We start from the raw sequence: 16959 nt of genomic DNA, 5'->3' as shown, positions 1-16959 counted from the left end.
CGCGCGAGTGGGGCTTTAGAGAACCTAAGATTCATGCAGGAGAGAGTCATGATTGATAAAAAATTGTTATTGAAGGATTTTGAGGGGGTGGTGGCCAATTTGCAAAAGCGTTTTGTAGACCCCCAAATCTTGCTAGATTTAAAGGCGCTTTTATTAGAGTTTAAAGCCCAACAACTCCAGCTTGAGGAGGCCCAAGCCTTCCAAAATAGGATTTCTAAGGATTTTTTTCAAGCCCAACGCCAAAACGATCCTAACGCGTCTGCCATCAAGACCTCTTTAGAAGAGAACAAGGCCAAAATCGCCCATTTGCAAGCCCAAGCCAACACTCTAGAAGAAAAGCTTGACACCCTTTTAGCCGGGCTTCCTAATTTGCTAGATTCAACCACCCCCTTTGGCAAGGACGAAAACGACAATGTAGAGATCAAGCGCGTTTTAACCCCTAAGGACTTTGATTTCCCCCCCCAAGAACACCACCAACTCGCCCAAAAAAATGGCTGGATCGAATTTGAAAGAGCGGTGAAGATCTCCAAGAGTCGTTTTAATGTCTTGCGCGCGCAAGGGGCGTTAGTACACAGAGCCCTAGCAAATTTTATGCTCGACTCCAATGCCGCGCGCGGGTTTGAGATCGTCAGCCCGCCCGTGATTGTGAACGCGGCTAGTCTCTTTGGTACGGGGCAACTCCCCAAATTCCAAGAAGATCTCTTCAAGATTGAGGGCGAATCCTTGTTTTTGATCCCCACTTCTGAGGTGAGTTTGACCAATTTGTACGCCGATGAAATTTTACGCGCACAGGACCTGCCCATTATGATGACCGCCTACACCCCCTGTTTTCGCAAAGAATCGGGCAGCGCGTCTAAGGACACGCATGGCATTATCCGCCAACACCAATTTGACAAGGTAGAATTGGTCGCAATCACCCACCCAGATGAGAGCGCGCGCATGCAAGAAAAGATGTTAGAGGCGGCCAGCGCGATTTTATGCGCCCTAGAGCTCCCCCATCGCTTTGTGCAACTCTGTAGCGGGGATCTAGGTTTTAGCGCGAGCAACACGGTGGATATTGAAGTGTGGTTGCCCGGGCAGGGGTGTTATCGCGAGATTAGCTCGGTGTCCAACACGCGCGATTTTCAAGCCCGCCGGGCTAAAATCCGCTACAAAGAGGGCAAGAAAAACGCGCTAGTACATACCCTCAATGGCTCATCCTTGGCTGTGGGGCGCACTTTGGTGGCCTTGATGGAAAACCACCAACAACACAATGGGGAGATTGACATCCCCAAGGTCTTAGAACCCTATTTGAAAGCGTGGGTGTGAAATGGTTGACGATCCTCAAAATAACGAAAAAAATTCCAAGAACAAAGCCGGGCTGGCCTCTTCTTTCCAAGCACTAAGATCGGTCTTTAGCCACACCACTTTTGAAAGAATCACCAACACCTTATCGGTGATAAAACAGCACTATAAATTAATTATCGCTGTGGGTGGGGGGTTGCTAGCCCTGATTTTATTGATCGTAGGTACTTCTGTGGCGATCCATTACAAGCACCGTAACGAACGCAAGGAGCTCTTAGAAACTGAAGGGCAACTCCAAAAAGAGCGCGAAAAAAGCAACGCTAATCAGGATGAGGATTTTGCCTACTTGCCCACCTTACAGGAGGGTAATGCGATTCGCTTGAGTAATGAAGAAGCGATCAACGCATTGATCGCCAAAGCCGACATTCTTTACCAACAAGGGCAGCGCCAAGAAGCTTTAAATATTTTTAACGACATTTCGCGCCTCTCTTCTAGTATCGCTAACCACAATTTAGGTGTGATCAAGATGCGCGAACACGACTACACCGGCGCGCTCTCTGCCTTTAACAATGCCATCGAATCGGGGCAAAATACCAGCGTGAACGCGATCAACGCGATGGTGGCTTCTTTTTATCTCAATAACATGGACCTCTACACCCGTTATTTGAAACTCACCATGCAACATCTCCCTGAAATCGCCAACCAACCTGTTTATGCCTACACGTATTCCCTAGGGCTCTACTATGGGGGGCATTACTTTGAAACTCTCTCCACTTTAAACCACTCCGATTCGACCATGTTTAAAAGCGCGCGCCAACGCCTAGCGAGCAAAATATACCTCCTCTTTGGAGACGCACAAAACGCCTTAGATAATTTGGACGCAGTCGCCACGCCCAAAGATCAAAAAGCCCTAGGTTTGCTTGCCGCGCGCTTGGGGCGTTATGATGAAGCCCTAGAACATCTCAAGCACTATAGCGAACAATTCCCAGAAGACATGAGTACTTTCATGGCCATGGAGATCATCTATTTAAAAATGGGGAATCTCATTGAAGCGAGCCGTGTACTGGGCTTCTTGGGCCAACAGAGCGCTAATAATGCCCACAAACTCAAAATTTTAAGCGACACCTACCCCATCGCCCCGGTACTCAACGCGCGTTTTTTTGACATCAACACCGTGCGGCGCGATTTTTGGACCAATAATTTTAAAGGGAGTATCGGGCTGCCTATTTATCGTATTTTCTTTTATTACGCGCCCTTCAATCTCATAGATGTCAAGAGGGGGCTAGCCGTGGTACAAGCAGGGGTTTCGTTTGTGGACACCAATGGAGACAAGGATTTAGAGAGCGCGTTGCAGGTCTTAAACACGGGTAAGGATATGAGCACTTCAGATCAATACACCTTGCGCGCCCTTAAGGATGTGGGCCAATCCCATCTAAGAAGCGCGTTGCGCCAACTCAAGCTAGCCTTGCAGGCCAATCCTAATAATGCAGTGAGTCATTACAATGCCGCACTCATTTATGCCCAACTAGAGGACTTCAACCATGCGAGTTTCCATTTTAAGAAGTCCTATTATCTAGACAGCCGCAACATCTTAGCGGGTATCTTTGCGGTGCTAGCGGGGCGGCTCAATTACGAGGACACAGACATGTTTTTAAAGAAGCTCACCACAGACTTTCAAAACATGAATTTTAACAATAAAGTCCAGCGCGCCTTTTTGCATTCCTTTATCGCCTACCTCAATGACGCGAGCAATGACGATTTGAGCTGGTTAAGCCATGTACACAAACCCCTAAAAATTTACTACGCGCTCAATGTCGCCTACGCGCATAAAGCCCATGACAAGCAACGCCTCGTGAATAGCTTTAAAGCCCTGCAGACCATGCAACCCAATAACATGCTCACCAATCTCTTTTATGAGATGATGCTCAAATACCGCGCGGACATCAAGCAGATGTTAGGGGCTTACGCCTTTTTAACTAATAAAAATATGAACGTAGAAGAGCTCATCCACGGCCCCCTTCTAGCGCGCAAGATGTACATCTATTTGGGCTTTATCACCGGGCTCTTAAACCAACAAGAGCGAGAACTCACCCTACGCCTGAGCGCGACCCAAGACCCAGATTTGAGCACGGATTTAATGCGCATGCTAGGCTTGATCAGTATTTTTCAAAAAAAATATGAAAAGGCCATTAGTTTGTTTAATTTTCTCATTGACGAACGCAAAGAAGTGGATGCAGAACCCTTGATGCTAGGGGCTTTAGCCAATATTGCCATGAAACGCTACAGCGATGCGGCGTTGATCTTAGAATTTGCTAAAACCAAATTGCCCGGGAATTATGATGTACGCTATGGTTTGGGGTTATTGTACCAGCGCAACGGGAATTTAGAAGCCAGCCTGAACCACTTTGGCGTGATCAAGGATAATAAGTTCCAATCCAATTATTTAGATTTTGTGATCAAAGCCCCCACCAATAGGGAAGATTTCCGATGAAAGACAAACTCCTAGCCGGTCTAAGCGCGCCTCAAGTGCGCGCGTGTACGCATGTGCAAGGTCCCCTGCTCATCTTGGCTGGGGCAGGCAGTGGCAAAACTAAAACCCTCACCACCCGTTTAGCCTATTTGTTGGGTTGCGCGCAGGTGCGCCCTGAGCAGACCCTTACGCTCACCTTCACCAACAAGGCTGCGCGCGAGATGAAAGCGCGCGCCGATGCGCTCTTGCGCGCCTGTGGTTACACGCGCGCCACAAGCCCCCTGCTGACCACTTTTCACAAATTTGGGCTCTTTTTTCTCAAGCAGTACGCCCATCTGCTAGATCGCCACAATTTCAAATTGCTCTCCCCCCAAGAGGCCAAGACTCTTAGCAAAGAAGCGATCTTAAAATGCAAACCCCCCCACATGGAGGAGCGCGCCTATTTGGGCAGTGTCCTTAAACAAATCTCCATGATCAAAAACCAGCAAATCCTTTTGCAGGATTGCTACCCCGATGTCCAAAAAAGCTATCAAATCTATCAAGAACTCCTCTTAACGCACAATTTGATCGATCTAGACGACTTATTAGCCCTCCCCTATGCCTTGCTAGAAACCTATCAAGACCTAGCCATTGAGACCAGCCAACGCTACCAATTCATCATGGTAGATGAATACCAAGACACCAACCCCCTCCAATTCAAGCTCTTGCAAAAGCTCTGTACCACGCATCAAAATCTCTGTGTGGTGGGCGATGACGATCAGAGTATCTATGGCTTTAGGGGCGCAGACATTAGCAATATCCTAGATTTTGACGATCAATTCCCCCAGGCCAAGGTGATCAAGTTGGAGCAAAACTATCGATCCTCTCAAGACATTGTCCAATGCGCCAACACCCTCATCCAGCACAACACCCGCCGCCACCCTAAAATCCTCTTTAGCCATAACCCTATCCATGCCAACCAACACCTCGTTTTTAAGCATTCCACCACCCCCCAAGAAGAAAACGCCTTCCTCATTTCCACGATCTTAGAATGCGCCAAACGGGGCGTGCCCTATGGGCAGATGGCCATTTTATACCGCTTTAACACGCTGTGTAAGGGCGTTGAAGAGGGGTTACGCGGGGCTAAAATCCCCTATAGGGTGGTGGGGGGGACGGGTTTTTTTGAGCGCGCCATTATCAAGGACTTGCTCGCTTATTTGAGGGTCATTGTCAATCCTAATGACGACACCCATTTGTACAGAATTATCAACACCCCCCCTAGGGGGGTTGGTGCAAGCAGTTTAAAAAAACTCCAAGAACTCTGTAAAGCGCGCGCGCTCTCAATTTACCAGCTCCACCAACAAGGCCTTTTAAAAGGGGTGTTGTCCAAACGGATAGGCAAAGCCTTAGAGCAGTTCTACGCGCTCTTACAATCCCTAGCCTCCTATAAAAATGCCGCAGTGTTGGGCGCGCTTTTGCAGGCTGTGCCCTTAGAGGCGCGTTGTTCTGAAGAAGAATTAGAGTGCATACAAGCCCTCTATAGCATGCTAGAAGAACATTTTGAGGACCCAGAGGCTAGCCTAGTAGAGTTTTTAGAACAGAGTGTGTTAGAAGAACCTAACCCCCGCAACGATCAAGCCCTCTCTTGCATGAGTGTACACGCGGCTAAGGGGCTAGAATTTCGGGTGGTTTTCGTGGTGGGGTTTGAAGAAGATTTCTTCCCCTACTATAAAGCAGACCTAGAAGAAGAACGCCGCCTGTGCTATGTGGCCATCACGCGCGCCAAAGAAGAACTCTATTTGTGCAGCGCGCAGGAGCGGGTGTATTTCAACACCTTGCAGAAGGGTTTATCCCCCTCTAGCTTCTTGCAAGAGGCCAAATTATTTCTCAAAGGCCACTAATGCGCGCGCTTTTTTTGGGATTGTTGTGTTGGCAATGGTTGCTAGGCGATCCCCTAGCGCGCATCGCCTTGCAAATTCAAGAGGCCTACCAACACTTTTACCACGCCTACCGCTTTGACATCGCCTCCGTGCAAGCCCAAATAATCAGCGGCGATCCAGCGCGTTTAGAAGCCTTTTTGGCCAAACCCCACCCCCCCCTCAACCTACGCTCCCAGCAATTCTTAAAAAAAGAGGGCTTGGTGCGTGTGGGAGAGGCGTTAGTCAAATACCAAGTGATCGCCCAAATTGAGGTTTTTAAAACTAAGAACATGCTCAAAAAAGATGTCAATTTGGACTCTAGCAACACCTACGCCCAAAGCGTGCCCTTTGAGCAATTCAACACCATGCCCCTAGATCGCTCCTATATCAACAATAGCAGTACCAAGAGTTTTTTAGGGGCAAACACCCTTTTAAGCATAGACAAAGTCGCGCCCAAGATTTTAGTTTACAAGAATGAAATCTTTAGCGCCACCTTAGTCAGCGGATCGATCTCCTTAGAAACTTCTTTGCAGGCCTTGCAAAATGGGAGTTTGAATCAGATCATTGAAGCCTTGAATGTGGAGAGTAAAAAGCGCGTACAGGTGAGAATCACCGGGTTGCTCAAAGGAGAGGTGTTATGAAATTAGTCGTGGGCATTAGCGGGGCGAGTGGTACACAGCTCGCGCTTAGATTCTTAGAACATGTACCCCAAGAGTACGCACTCTTTGTGGTGATGAGCCAGAGTGCTAAACGCGTGGCGCGCACAGAAGCTAGGCTTGATCTCAAAAGCACGCTTAAAGCGTGGCCTCGCCCCCTAGAACTCTTTGAAGAATCCCAAATTGACGCGCCCATCGCCTCAGGGAGTTTTGGCATAGACGCGATGGCCATCATCCCAGCTAGTTTGAACATCATCGCCAAGATCGCCCATGGGATCTGCGATGAATTGATGAGCCGCTGCGCGGCCGTAATCCTCAAAGAGCAAAAAAAACTCCTCATCGCCCCTAGGGAGTTGCCTCTGCACAGCATCGCCCTAGAAAACCTGCTCACCCTTGCGCGCGCCCAAGCGCTCATCGCCCCGCCCATGCTCACCTATTACACCAACCCTCAGAATTTGGAGAGTATGGAGCTCTTTTTGGTGGGCAAATGGCTGGACGCTTTGGGGATTGTGAATAATCTTTACGCGCGTTGGGGGCAACCATGTTAGAGCATTGCGCCATTTATCCGGGCACTTTTGATCCCATCACAAACGGGCATTTGGACATTATCCAACGCGCTAGCGCGCTTTTTGGGGGGCTGGTGGTGGCGATCGCGCGCTCTAAGGCCAAATCGCCCATGTTTAGCCTAGAAGAACGCCTAGAGATGATGCGCTTGAGTGTTGGCTCTTTGGGGCGCGTGGAGTGCGTGGGCTTTGAGGGGCTATTGGTGGATTTGGCTAAAGAGCGCGGGGCGCGTTATATCATTAGAGGGCTTAGGGCGGTGAGCGATTTTGAATTTGAGTTTCAGATGGGCTATGCCAACAAGTCTTTAAACCCGCAATTAGAAACAATCTATTTCATGCCCGCCTTGCAAAACGCCTTTATTAGCGCCTCTGTGGTGCGCAGCATTCTAGCCCACAAGGGGCAAATCACCCACCTAGTGCCTGAAAGCGTGGTGGATTTTATTGAGCGGAGATGGCATGTGGATCGCGCTTGAGGGGGTGGACACCAGTGGCAAGAGTACCCAAATTAATTTGCTCAAGCCCCTCTTTACAGAGGCAATTTTCACTTGTGAGCCCGGGGGCACGCCCTTAGGGGTACAGCTGCGCCATGCCGCCCTGCACTCCGCCCTTTGTGCGCAAACCCAATTTCTCTTATTTTTAGCCGATCGCGCCCTGCATTTAGAAGAGGTGATCAAACCCAACGCCCACAAGCTGATTTTTAGCGATCGTTCTCTGATTTCCGGTTTGGCTTATGCGCCTTATTCTCTAAAGCAAGCATGGGAGTTACACCGCAACACCGGCATAGATTGTTTGCCCGACATGGTCTTGTTGTTAAGCTTGGATTTGCACACGCTAAAAGCGCGCTTGCATGCCAAAAACCCCGATGGCATTGAGCTTAAGGGGGTGGATTTTCTCATGCAGGTGCAAACACGCCTTGAGCAAGCCACCACTCTACTAGGGGTACCCACCCACACCATAGACGCCTCCAAAAGCGTAGAACAAGTACATAAAATGGTGTTAGAGAAAGTCCACGCGCATGCGCTGTGTGCTGTGTGAGAGGTGGATACGCCCCCTTGCTTTGGTGTGCGCGCGCTGTGATCCCCTCCTAGAACCCCAAATTTTAACGCGTGAAGTGGAGGGGGTTGTTATCTATGGGTTTTATCTCTATGAAGAAATGGAGATGCTCTTGAAGAGCAAGTATTATGACATCGGGAGTCGCCTCTTAGCCCTCTTAGCCCACAAGGCGTATTTAGCCTTTTTAGCCCAAGTATACCCCACTCTTCATTTGCCTAAGCCTCTTTATGGGATCGCCTTAGACGATCGCCTCAAGCGCGCCTACGCGCCTACTGCGGTCATCTTAAGGCAATTTTGCCAAGAGAGGGTGTTTTACCCCCTTTATAACACCCTGCATGCCAGCAACCAGGTCACCTATGCCGGACAAAGCCTAGCCTTTCGCCAAAGCCATAGTAAGGGCTTTGTGTACAAGGGGCAAAGCGGGTTGGAGGGCTTTATGGTTGATGACATTCTCACCACAGGGACCACCATGTGCCAAGCCTTGCAGGCTGTAAGACGCGCTAAGGTGCGCGTGCACTTTGGGGTGGTGCTAGCGCATGTTTTTAAATATTAGAGCGGCGGGGCAGATTGTAGCGGCGGCGCTTCTCCCATAGAGATTTGCGGCTAATGCCTAGATGTTTTGCCAATTGGGTGTCTGTGTAAAAGGGGCCAAATTGTACGATGGCGTGTTTTTCATAGTCCTGGATGGAAAGTAATTCTAGGGGAGCGCCTTGGGGTTGCTTGGTGTCTAAAGCGATCACCCTTTCAAATTCTACAGGCCCCGCGCCCACAAAGGACATAATGGCCTCTTGTTTGCTGAGGGCTTTGAGGCACTTGTCGCGCTCTGCGCTTTTGAGAGTCTCTAAATGGGTGGCATAGAACATGCCACGCATGGATTCTAGGGGGGCATCTTGGAGTGAGAAAAATTCTAAATCTAGGTGGTTGGCGCGCGCGTAGTGCAGGACAAAAAGATCCGCATGGCTTTGGGTGTGGCTGCGTACGATGAAGGGGGGGTCTTGATCTAGATAGGGTTTGAAGTCATGGGGGGCGTGCATGAAATCTAAATACTTATCATAGAGCCGCGCGCGCTGCATGGTTTCTTGATAGGATTTGTGGTAGGTGATCTTGCGGATCAAATCGTCCATCTTGAAAGGCTTGAGAATATAGTCGCGCGCGCCTGCCTGAATGGGGCGATTCACGCTATCTTCACTGATGAAAGAAGCCATCATGATGGTGATCGCCTTAGAGTTTTTGCGCACAAAATGCTCGCAACGATCCACGCAAACCTTAGAAGAAACCAAGACCACATCGTAATCTTCTTTAAAATTGTGGAAAATACTAGACACGCTCTGGCATCGATAGCCCAAACTGGCTAAGGCGTTGGAGATACTTTGGGCTAAATGTACTTCATCTTCAATAATCAAGACTTTCTCAACTTTTTTCATGCGGGTTTTAGGGGGCAGGTTTTGGTTTGCACAAGCGCCTGCGCGCCCATTCCTTCCTTTCTTCCAATAAATCCTAAATGTTCTGTGGTGCTGGCTTTGAGATTGACATGATGGGTGGGGATGTGCAATAAACGCGCGATATTCTCACAAATGCGCGCTCTATAGGGCGCGATCTTGGGGATTTGGGCTAATAAGTTCAAGTCCACATCCACGATCGCATGCCCCATGTTTTGGGCTAGAGTGCGGATTTCTTGCACGATGATAGCAGAATCCAAGCCGGCCAATGTGCTGTCTTGATCGCTAAAATACATCCCAATGTCTCCCCCCTTGATCGCCCCCAAGAGCGCATCGCTTAAGGCGTGCAAGAGCACATCTCCATCGCTGTGGGCCTTAAGCCCTAAATGCGCGCAATCGGCTGGCTCAATGGCGACCCCCCCTAGCTTTAAAGGCTTGTTGGGTTCAAAGGCATGCACATCAAAGCCCATGCCCACATGCTGGCTAGGAGGGTCCAGCAGCCCAGAGAGCATGGCCAAATCCGCTGCCGTGGTGAGTTTGTGCAGATGGGGGCTACCCTGAATGAATTCCACGCGCCCGCCCGCGTGTAAAAGCGCGCTGCTCTCATCGCTAAAATTGCCCAATGCGTAGGCTTTCTTGAGCGCGCTGGTCAAACAAACTTGAGGGGTTTGCACGCAAAGGGCGCGATCCCTCTCTAGCGCGCGGTGTTCGTATACAAAGGTGTCTGTGGGAGGCAATGCAGGGGCCATGCCCTCTAACTGATGGGTACGCATGCCCTCTAAGAGCTCAGAGAGCACGCGCAAATCCAGCCCAAAACGCGCCACATCGCTCACCACCACAAAGCGGCTTTGTACATGCTCTAGGGCGTTTTGTACGCTCTCTTGGCGGGTATTGCCCCCCAGCACCACGCACGCGCTAGGGAGGCGGTGTTGCACAAACACCTGCTCAACTTGGCTACCCACCACCAACACAATGCGCTCAAAACACCCCAAGCGTTCGAATTGCTCATAAACCCTTTGCCATAGAGGCATCCCACGCACCAGCAACCATTGTTTTTTAAGTTCTATGGGACTTTGCAAACCCTCTAAAAAGCGCGTGCCCTTTCCCGCTGCAGCCAAGACAAGCGTAAGACCCATGGGCTTAAACACCTGAAAATTCACATCCAAAACAAGGCCCCTTCTTAAGATTTGCGCAGAAAAGAAAACTTTTGATTCTAGCGTTTTTAAACTTAATAAGAATTAAGATAAGAGTTTTTATGTTAAGATTTCTAAATTAATGCCACTAAAAGGAAAGTTTATGGCCTTACCCCTTGTGATCTTGGGTATCCCTGCCGCCTTGAATTTAGCCGAGTCTTTTGTGGATAATGTGTTCTATGACAAAGTTATCCCAAAATTAGGTAGCATTTTGTATTGTCGCTTGTATGGGCCCACCACCCATACTGGCATTTATGTAGGAGAAAACCAAATCGTGGAGTTGTTGGGTTCAGGAGAGGTGCGCCTTTCAACGCCCAAGCAATTTATTAGCGGGACTTTGGCGGTGAGTATTTACGTCTCTTGTAAGGGGACGCAGGCGGTGGGCTTCCCTGAAGCAGCCCAACGCGCGCGCGCAATGGTGGGAGAAACACTGCACTACAGCGGCATCCCCACAGAGAGCTATGAACGCAATTGCCACGCTTTTGTCTACGAGTGTTTGACCGGCACTCATGACAGTGATAAATGGACATTGCTAGATATTGAAAGCAAATTTCGGGGCGCGTTTTTTGACAATTGGCGGGTGTGGGACTTGGATAGCAGCACGCTTTTTTAAGGGGTTGTCTCATGGCTTGTTTCTTATATTAAACTTCCATCCCCTGGGCTACGCGATCGCTAGCGGCCTTGATTTGCTCCATTAAAACCTTTGTTTCACAGGAGAGCGCGACTGTCTTTTCTGATTCTGCGGCGCAGGCGGTGATATTGACCACTGCTTGCGCGGTGATTTCTCGAATGGAGGCGATGATGGCGGCAATTTCTGCGACCGATTTGCCCGTTCTCTCGGCTAGTTTGCGCACTTCATCGGCCACCACTGCAAAGCCCCGTCCATGTTCGCCCGCGCGCGCGGCCTCTATAGCGGCGTTTAAGGCTAATAAATTGGTTTGATCGGCGATGTCTTTAATGGTCTGGGTGATGCTAGAGATGGAATCAGATTGCGCGCTGAGGGTATTGACCACCGTCGTGTTGTCTTTCATGACATCGGCAACATTTTGCATATTGGACGTGGTTTTTTCGATCATGTTGCTCCCATTGCTTGTGAGCTGCTGGTTTTCCTTGATCAATTCTAAAGTCATGCGGATTTTCCCCTCCTTATTAGTAACATCTAGGGCGAACTTGATGATTTTGTAAATCCTGCCATCGCTATCAAAGACGGGGTTGTAACTGGCTTCTAAATACACCTCTTTACCCGACTTGGTGAATCGCTTAAAAGTCCCCCTAGTGAATTGCCCGGATCTAAGATGATCCCAAAAGGCAGTGTACTCAGCAGTCTTAACAAATGTAGCATCGCAAAAGATGGAATGGTGCTTGCCCTTGATCTCCTCTAAAGAGTAGCCCATGCACTTGAGAAAATTTTCATTTGCCGTAATTACTTTGCCCTCTGTGTCAAATTCGATCAAGGCCATAGAAGCTAGGGCGGCTTCATAGATGGCGCGTAGCTCGTTGAGCTCTAGAGTCTTGGCAGTAACATCTGTGGCAAATTTGATAATTTGCACTACCTTGCCTTGTGTGTCTAGCACGGGGTTGTAGGTGGCTTCTAAAAAGACCTCTTGCCCGGTTTTGCTGATGCGCTTAAAAGTGCCTTGCTTAAACTGCCCAGATTTGAGATGATCCCAAAAGGTAACATATTGAGGAGTCCTAACAAACACGGCATCGCAAAAGATGGAATGGTGCTTGCCCTTGATCTCCTCTAAAGAGTAGCCCATGCACCTTAGGAAGTTCTCGTTCGCGTTTATCACTCTACCTTCTATGTCAAATGTGATCAACGCCATAGAGCGGTTGATGGCGTTGTAAATCGCCTCGAGTTCGTTATTTTTTTGGGTGAGATCAGTGATAATCTGGGCATATTGAGACTCAAGCTTGTTGCTTCTTTTGGTGGCGGTGGCAAAAAATGTCATGAAAACCTCCTATATTTAGGAATGGGCACCGTAGCCACCAAAGAGACTAAAGCAATCTCCCCCCCCCCCCCCCCAGTTTCAAGCACCTGCGCATGTCTAACCTTTCTTATTTTTATGATTAGATAATCATAATACAAAAGACCCAATAGATCAAGATGAAGAGCCTTTTTTAAGAGAGGGCATATAAAAGTGTGCTAGTCTTAGAAACTTTACTAATAAAGGAGTCCTATGAGCCGTGAGTACTGCGCCAAGCGCGCCAACGACCCCATTAAAACCCAGTTGCACTACGCCAAAAAGGGCGTGATCACAGAGGAGATGGCTTATATCGCCAATGTAGAAGAGGTGAGCCCTGAGCTTGTGCGCTCTGAAGTGGCGCGGGGGCGTTTGATCATCCCAGCCAATATCCAGCACCAAAATTTAGAACCCATGGGCATTGGGATCGCGCTCAAAACTAAGATCAACGCCAATATCGGTAGCTCTGCCATCATCCACTCTGTAGAAGAAGAGGTAGAAAAATTGCGGGTTGCTATGAAATACGGAGCGGACACGGTGATGGATCTCTCCACTGGGGGGGATTTGGACGCGATTCGCCAAGAGATTATTAACGCCTCTAGTGTACCCATTGGCACCGTGCCGATGTATCAAATTTTGCACGATGTCAATAACGATGTGATGCAACTAGACATTGAGACGATGCTAGGGGTGTTAGAAAAACAAGCTAAACAGGGGGTGAGTTATTTTACGATTCACTGCGGGTTTTTGCTCGAACACATGCCCTATGTGAGCCAACGCAAAATGGGCATTGTGAGTCGGGGGGGGAGTTTGATGGCAGCTTGGATGATGCATTACCACAAGCAAAACCCTTTTTATAGCGCTTTTGATGAGATTCTAGCCATCTGCCAACAATACGATGTGAGCTTGAGTTTGGGCGATTCTTTGCGCCCGGGATGTCTAGCCGATGCGAGCGACACCGCCCAATTTGCCGAATTGAAAGTGCTAGGCGAGTTAGCCCAAAGAGCGTATGAAAAAGATGTGCAGGTGATGATTGAGGGCCCCGGGCATGTGCCCTTGAATCAAATTGAGCGCAATGTCAAACTCCAACAAGAGTTTTGTAACCAAGCCCCCTTTTATGTGCTAGGACCTTTGGTAACCGATATTGCGGCCGGATACGATCACATCGCTAGCGCGATTGGGGCGTGTGTAGCCGCCTGGAAGGGAGTGGCGATGCTTTGCTATGTAACCCCTAAAGAACATCTAGGCTTGCCCAATGCTAAAGATGTCAGAGAGGGGATTTTAGCCTACAAGATCGCCGCCCATGCCGCTGACATCGCACGCGGTCGGGTGAATGCACGGGTACGCGATGACTTGATGAGCGATGCTAGGTATGCCTTTGAGTGGAACAAACAATTTGAGCTCGCCTTGGATCCCGATCGCGCTAGAGAGTATCACGATGAGGCTTTACCCCAAGAAGTCTTCAAAGAGGCGGAGTTTTGCTCCATGTGCGGCCCCAAGTTTTGCAGTTACAAGGTGAGTCAAGAGGTGTTTAAGCGTTATAACAACGCGCAAGGGGCCTAGTTTTTACGCGTGGAGGTGATGTAGTAATAGATCGCCTTGATCTCATCGGGGGTTAGGTTGTATTTGGGCATGATGGATCGCCCCCGCTCTAGAGCGTTTTTAAAACGCTCAAAGCTCAAGTTATAAATGGGGGGGGCACTAAAAACGCGTTCTTTATTATGCTGGGTGTAGCGGGTGATCACTTTAGCTTCTCCTAGCAGGCCATGGCATTTCACACAGCTAATGTCTCTAGGGTTTTTATACAGTTCCTTGCCATATTCTAAGATGGTGATGAAGCTATTGTCTTTGTTCTTAGGCGCGTTCTGTGCGCCCAAGCCAAGCCCGCCCAAACACAGCCACGCAACGATCGCTTTGCGCATCCTAGCCCTTTTCAAAGAATTTTCACTATAATAGCGCAAAAAGTTCTTAGGATGGATATGGTCTTATTGGACGGGCAGGCCTTAGCCAAGCACAAAGAGAGCATCTTGCAAGAAGAAGTGGCGCGCTTAGATGTCGTGCCCGTTTTAGCGGTGATCTTGGTGGGCGATAACCCGGCTAGTCGGGTGTATGTTAACATGAAAGCCAAAGCCTGCGCGCGCGTGGGGATCACCTGCCAACTACAGCATTTAGAAGATTCAACCCCACAAAGCAAACTTTTAGAAATTTTACACGCGCTCAATGCCAATTCAAGCGTGCACGGGATTTTAGTCCAACTCCCCCTGCCCGCACACATGGACACGCGCGAGATTTTAGAAGCCATCGCCCCCCATAAAGATGTGGATGGTTTTCACCCGCTCAATGTGGGACGGGTTTATTCTAATAGCTTGCTCAAGGGGTTTTTGCCCGCCACAGCCATGGGGGTGATGCAACTTTTAGAGCATTACAAAATTGCAGTGAAAGGTAAAGATGTGGTCATTGTGGGGGCGAGTAATATTATTGGCAAGCCCTTAGCCTCCTTAATGCTCAATGCGGGGGCGAGTGTGAGTCTGTGCCATATTCTCACCAAAGATTTACAGGCTTATAGCACGCACGCAGATATTTTATGCGTGGGAGTTGGCAAGGTAGGGCTTATTGGTCCGAATTTGATTAAAGAGGGGGCAGTGGTGGTAGACATTGGAATTAACAAACAAGGAAATAAGGTCGTGGGCGATGTGGATTTTGAGGCGGTGCGCCACAAGGTGAGCTATATCACCCCTGTACCCGGGGGAGTGGGGCCTATGACCATTAGCGCGCTCTTGCAAAACACGCTTTTGGCCACCCAAACTGCTTTATTGGAGCATTCATGTTAAAAGCTTTATCGCGTTTTGTCTCTAGCTGGGTGGGCACGATTGTTTTAGTGCTCTTGGCGATCTTTTTTGTCGCCCAAACCTTCATTATCCCCACGCGCTCGATGGTGGGTACGCTCTATGAGGGGGATATGCTCTTTGTAAAAAAGTTTGTCTATGGTATTCCCATCCCCAGACTCCCCTGGATAGATTTGCCCCTATTGCCAGACTTTAGGGGCAATGGGCATTTGATTGAAGGGAAACGCCCTAATCGGGGTGAGGTGGTGGTGTTTATCCCGCTTACCAATAAAGGTTACTTTGTCAAACGGCTCTTTGCGGTGGGGGGAGATGAGGTGATCTTCAATGCCACGGGTTTTTACCTACGCCCTTTTGAAGCCCAAAGCGATCCGGGCTATATTGCCAAACACTTCCCCAAGCACAAGATCAAGCGTTTTATGGGGAAGGATTTTGTCTTTGCCCCCTATGAATCTAACCACAAGGGCATCTTTTATGCCCACCACAACCAGACTTTTGAGGTCATGCGCGCAATCTACCACCACCAATTCCCAATTAAAGATCTCAAGGTGAGCATGCAAGAAGTAGACATGGGTGATGAGGTGGTATTTTATACTAAAGTTGATCCCGATCATTTTTTTATGATTGGGGATAATCGGGACGATAGTAGCGATTCGCGCTTTTGGGGGAGTGTGTCTTATAGCCACATTGTGGGTACACCGTGGTTTACATACTTCAGTCTTAACCTGACTAATAGCGAGGGAGTACGCAATTCTAGAGATATTTTTAAAGTCCGTTGGAAGCGTATGTTTAAGAGCTTGCAAGGTTTAGAAACATTAGCAGCTGAGGGAAAATGATGGAAGTTGTGCTAGGTTGCGATCATGCCGGGCTGGATTTGGCTGCGTTTTTAGAGGGGTGTTTGAGAGAACAGGGGGTTGCTTTGCGAGTCTACAAGCCTTCAAGAGGGCAGAGGGTGGATTATCCAGACATGGCTAAACAAGTAACTCAAGAAATCAAAGAGGGGGTTAGGGGGGTACTGGTGTGTGGGAGTGGGATTGGCATGAGCATGGCATGCAATAGAGTGCCCCATGTGCGTGGGGCGTTGTGCACGGACACTTACATGGCGCAAATGGCGCGCTTGCACAATGACGCTAATGTGCTCTGCTTGGGGCAGAATGTGGTCGGCTTTGGGGTGGCTCGAAGCATTTTACAGGCCTTTTTACATACGGAGTTTGAGGGGGGGCGGCATGTACGCCGCATTGCCAAGTTAGAGGACATGCCATGTTAGCCCAATGGATGATCATCACCCTCATCGTGCTCTTTGTGGTTTATATGGCAATTCGAGCGTTCTTTTATCGTTCAGTGGCTAAAAGGCAGGAAAAGTACGCTGCGTCCATGAAACTTACCTTGCAAGAGGCAGAAGTGTTGATCCAAAAACACCAATTACAATTGCAACGATCCTTAGGCAATATTGATATTCTTACCCACGAGATGAATATGCTCAAGGATGAAGTAAAAGTCTTAAAACAGCGCAACGCCCAATACCGCTTAGAAACCGATCAGTACAAGGCGCGCATTCGCGAGCTAGAACAAAAGATCGAAGCGTTGTTATAAGGA

18 protein-coding genes and 1 pseudogene are annotated in these 16959 nt (G+C 48.9%); 14 read left to right on the top strand and 5 right to left on the bottom strand.

Translation table 11 applies throughout. The annotated features are described in order from the left end of the window. Nucleotides 1–48 precede the first annotated feature (48 nt). Genes serS through EAO38_RS03925 form a run of 8 tightly spaced genes read left to right on the top strand, consistent with a single transcriptional unit; the run spans nt 49 to nt 8477 of the window. On the top strand, nt 49–1308 hold the full coding sequence (gene serS, locus EAO38_RS03960; RefSeq protein ID WP_121021332.1) for a serine--tRNA ligase: 1260 nt from the start codon (nt 49–51) through the stop codon (nt 1306–1308). A gap of 1 nt (nt 1309) precedes the next feature. Next, entirely contained in the window at nt 1310–3775 is a 2466-nt protein-coding gene (locus EAO38_RS03955; protein ID WP_121021330.1) for a tetratricopeptide repeat protein, read from the top strand. Further along, nucleotides 3772–5634, top strand: a complete 1863-nt coding sequence (locus tag EAO38_RS03950; RefSeq protein WP_121021328.1) for an ATP-dependent helicase — start codon at nt 3772–3774, stop codon at nt 5632–5634. The genes EAO38_RS03955 and EAO38_RS03950 overlap by 4 nt, the downstream gene beginning before the upstream one ends. Then, complete coding sequence (gene flgA / locus EAO38_RS03945; protein WP_121021326.1) at nt 5634–6293, top strand: flagellar basal body P-ring formation chaperone FlgA; 660 nt, start codon at nt 5634–5636, stop codon at nt 6291–6293. Before EAO38_RS03950 ends, flgA begins: the two co-directional genes overlap by 1 nt. Further along, the gene (locus EAO38_RS03940) at nt 6290–6856 is read left to right on the top strand and encodes a UbiX family flavin prenyltransferase (RefSeq protein WP_121021324.1); all 567 of its coding nucleotides are present in this window, start codon (nt 6290–6292) and stop codon (nt 6854–6856) included. The genes flgA and EAO38_RS03940 overlap by 4 nt, the downstream gene beginning before the upstream one ends. Then, entirely contained in the window at nt 6850–7344 is a 495-nt protein-coding gene (gene coaD / locus EAO38_RS03935; protein ID WP_121021322.1) for a pantetheine-phosphate adenylyltransferase, read from the top strand. Before EAO38_RS03940 ends, coaD begins: the two co-directional genes overlap by 7 nt. Further along, complete coding sequence (gene tmk / locus EAO38_RS03930; RefSeq protein ID WP_121021320.1) at nt 7328–7906, top strand: dTMP kinase; 579 nt, start codon at nt 7328–7330, stop codon at nt 7904–7906. Before coaD ends, tmk begins: the two co-directional genes overlap by 17 nt. Beyond that, nucleotides 7887–8477 (top strand): ComF family protein, encoded by a 591-nt coding sequence (locus EAO38_RS03925; RefSeq protein ID WP_121021318.1) that lies wholly within the window; start codon nt 7887–7889, stop codon nt 8475–8477. Before tmk ends, EAO38_RS03925 begins: the two co-directional genes overlap by 20 nt. On the opposite strand, the gene EAO38_RS03920 is transcribed toward EAO38_RS03925, so the two are convergent. Both EAO38_RS03920 and ispF read right to left on the bottom strand, forming a co-directional pair. Beyond that, nucleotides 8467–9348, bottom strand: coding sequence for a response regulator (locus EAO38_RS03920; RefSeq protein WP_121021316.1), 882 nt, complete (start codon nt 9346–9348; stop codon nt 8467–8469). The genes EAO38_RS03925 and EAO38_RS03920 overlap by 11 nt on opposite strands. After that, entirely contained in the window at nt 9345–10523 is a 1179-nt protein-coding gene (gene ispF, locus EAO38_RS03915) for a 2-C-methyl-D-erythritol 2,4-cyclodiphosphate synthase (RefSeq protein WP_235852512.1), read from the bottom strand. Before ispF ends, EAO38_RS03920 begins: the two co-directional genes overlap by 4 nt. Before the next feature lie 136 nt (nt 10524–10659). Between ispF and EAO38_RS03910 the strand changes: the two genes are divergently transcribed. Then, the gene (locus tag EAO38_RS03910; RefSeq protein WP_121021314.1) at nt 10660–11169 is read left to right on the top strand and encodes a C40 family peptidase; all 510 of its coding nucleotides are present in this window, start codon (nt 10660–10662) and stop codon (nt 11167–11169) included. A gap of 28 nt (nt 11170–11197) precedes the next feature. Here the strand turns inward: EAO38_RS03910 and EAO38_RS09460 are convergent, their stop codons facing one another. Both EAO38_RS09460 and EAO38_RS09455 read right to left on the bottom strand, forming a co-directional pair. After that, complete coding sequence (locus EAO38_RS09460) at nt 11198–11587, bottom strand: methyl-accepting chemotaxis protein (protein ID WP_407927416.1); 390 nt, start codon at nt 11585–11587, stop codon at nt 11198–11200. A 126-nt stretch (nt 11588–11713) separates the two neighbouring features. After that, nucleotides 11714–12508, bottom strand: a pseudogene (locus EAO38_RS09455) (PAS domain-containing protein); the annotation flags it as partial. A 228-nt stretch (nt 12509–12736) separates the two neighbouring features. On the opposite strand from EAO38_RS09455, the gene thiC reads away from it, so the two are divergent. Continuing rightward, on the top strand, nt 12737–14083 hold the full coding sequence (thiC, locus tag EAO38_RS03900; RefSeq protein WP_121021310.1) for a phosphomethylpyrimidine synthase ThiC: 1347 nt from the start codon (nt 12737–12739) through the stop codon (nt 14081–14083). Here the strand turns inward: thiC and EAO38_RS03895 are convergent. Beyond that, complete coding sequence (locus tag EAO38_RS03895; protein ID WP_121021308.1) at nt 14080–14442, bottom strand: c-type cytochrome; 363 nt, start codon at nt 14440–14442, stop codon at nt 14080–14082. The two genes, thiC and EAO38_RS03895, sit on opposite strands and share 4 nt — an antisense overlap. Before the next feature lie 57 nt (nt 14443–14499). Between EAO38_RS03895 and EAO38_RS03890 the strand changes: the two genes are divergently transcribed. The 4 genes from EAO38_RS03890 to EAO38_RS03875 are packed head-to-tail and all read left to right on the top strand — an operon-like array spanning nt 14500 to nt 16956. Continuing rightward, nucleotides 14500–15351: a bifunctional 5,10-methylenetetrahydrofolate dehydrogenase/5,10-methenyltetrahydrofolate cyclohydrolase gene (locus EAO38_RS03890; RefSeq protein WP_121021306.1), complete on the top strand. Its 852-nt coding sequence runs from the start codon at nt 14500–14502 to the stop codon at nt 15349–15351. After that, entirely contained in the window at nt 15345–16199 is an 855-nt protein-coding gene (lepB, locus tag EAO38_RS03885) for a signal peptidase I (protein ID WP_121021304.1), read from the top strand. Before EAO38_RS03890 ends, lepB begins: the two co-directional genes overlap by 7 nt. After that, a complete protein-coding gene (rpiB, locus tag EAO38_RS03880; RefSeq protein WP_407927415.1) occupies nt 16199–16630 on the top strand; it encodes a ribose 5-phosphate isomerase B in 432 nt (143 codons plus the stop codon). The genes lepB and rpiB overlap by 1 nt, the downstream gene beginning before the upstream one ends. Further along, nucleotides 16624–16956, top strand: a complete 333-nt coding sequence (locus EAO38_RS03875; protein ID WP_121021299.1) for a hypothetical protein — start codon at nt 16624–16626, stop codon at nt 16954–16956. The genes rpiB and EAO38_RS03875 overlap by 7 nt, the downstream gene beginning before the upstream one ends. Nucleotides 16957–16959 lie beyond the last annotated feature (3 nt).

The organism is Helicobacter vulpis, assembly GCF_003660395.1.
In the GTDB taxonomy this organism is placed as follows: Bacteria; Campylobacterota; Campylobacteria; order Campylobacterales; family Helicobacteraceae; genus Helicobacter; species Helicobacter vulpis.
The sequence above is the reverse complement of the archived record's forward strand: the minus strand, read 5'-3'. Positions and strand labels throughout refer to the sequence as shown.

Bases quoted from the DNA above. Each gene is read 5' to 3' on its own strand.
- lepB (WP_121021304.1), top strand. From the start codon at position 15,345: ATGTTAAAAGCTTTATCGCGTTTTGTCTCTAGCTGGGTGGGCACGATT.
- EAO38_RS03910 (WP_121021314.1), top strand. From the start codon at position 10,660: ATGGCCTTACCCCTTGTGATCTTGGGTATCCCTGCCGCCTTGAATTTA.
- EAO38_RS03925 (WP_121021318.1), top strand. From the start codon at position 7,887: ATGCGCTGTGTGCTGTGTGAGAGGTGGATACGCCCCCTTGCTTTGGTG.
- flgA (WP_121021326.1), top strand. From the start codon at position 5,634: ATGCGCGCGCTTTTTTTGGGATTGTTGTGTTGGCAATGGTTGCTAGGC.
- EAO38_RS03920 (WP_121021316.1), bottom strand. From the start codon at position 9,348: ATGAAAAAAGTTGAGAAAGTCTTGATTATTGAAGATGAAGTACATTTA.
- EAO38_RS09460 (WP_407927416.1), bottom strand. From the start codon at position 11,587: ATGAAAGACAACACGACGGTGGTCAATACCCTCAGCGCGCAATCTGAT.
- EAO38_RS03875 (WP_121021299.1), top strand. From the start codon at position 16,624: ATGTTAGCCCAATGGATGATCATCACCCTCATCGTGCTCTTTGTGGTT.
- tmk (WP_121021320.1), top strand. From the start codon at position 7,328: ATGTGGATCGCGCTTGAGGGGGTGGACACCAGTGGCAAGAGTACCCAA.
- EAO38_RS03940 (WP_121021324.1), top strand. From the start codon at position 6,290: ATGAAATTAGTCGTGGGCATTAGCGGGGCGAGTGGTACACAGCTCGCG.
- EAO38_RS03950 (WP_121021328.1), top strand. From the start codon at position 3,772: ATGAAAGACAAACTCCTAGCCGGTCTAAGCGCGCCTCAAGTGCGCGCG.
- coaD (WP_121021322.1), top strand. From the start codon at position 6,850: ATGTTAGAGCATTGCGCCATTTATCCGGGCACTTTTGATCCCATCACA.
- rpiB (WP_407927415.1), top strand. From the start codon at position 16,199: ATGGAAGTTGTGCTAGGTTGCGATCATGCCGGGCTGGATTTGGCTGCG.
- EAO38_RS03955 (WP_121021330.1), top strand. From the start codon at position 1,310: ATGGTTGACGATCCTCAAAATAACGAAAAAAATTCCAAGAACAAAGCC.
- EAO38_RS03890 (WP_121021306.1), top strand. From the start codon at position 14,500: ATGGTCTTATTGGACGGGCAGGCCTTAGCCAAGCACAAAGAGAGCATC.
- serS (WP_121021332.1), top strand. From the start codon at position 49: ATGATTGATAAAAAATTGTTATTGAAGGATTTTGAGGGGGTGGTGGCC.
- thiC (WP_121021310.1), top strand. From the start codon at position 12,737: ATGAGCCGTGAGTACTGCGCCAAGCGCGCCAACGACCCCATTAAAACC.
- EAO38_RS03895 (WP_121021308.1), bottom strand. From the start codon at position 14,442: ATGCGCAAAGCGATCGTTGCGTGGCTGTGTTTGGGCGGGCTTGGCTTG.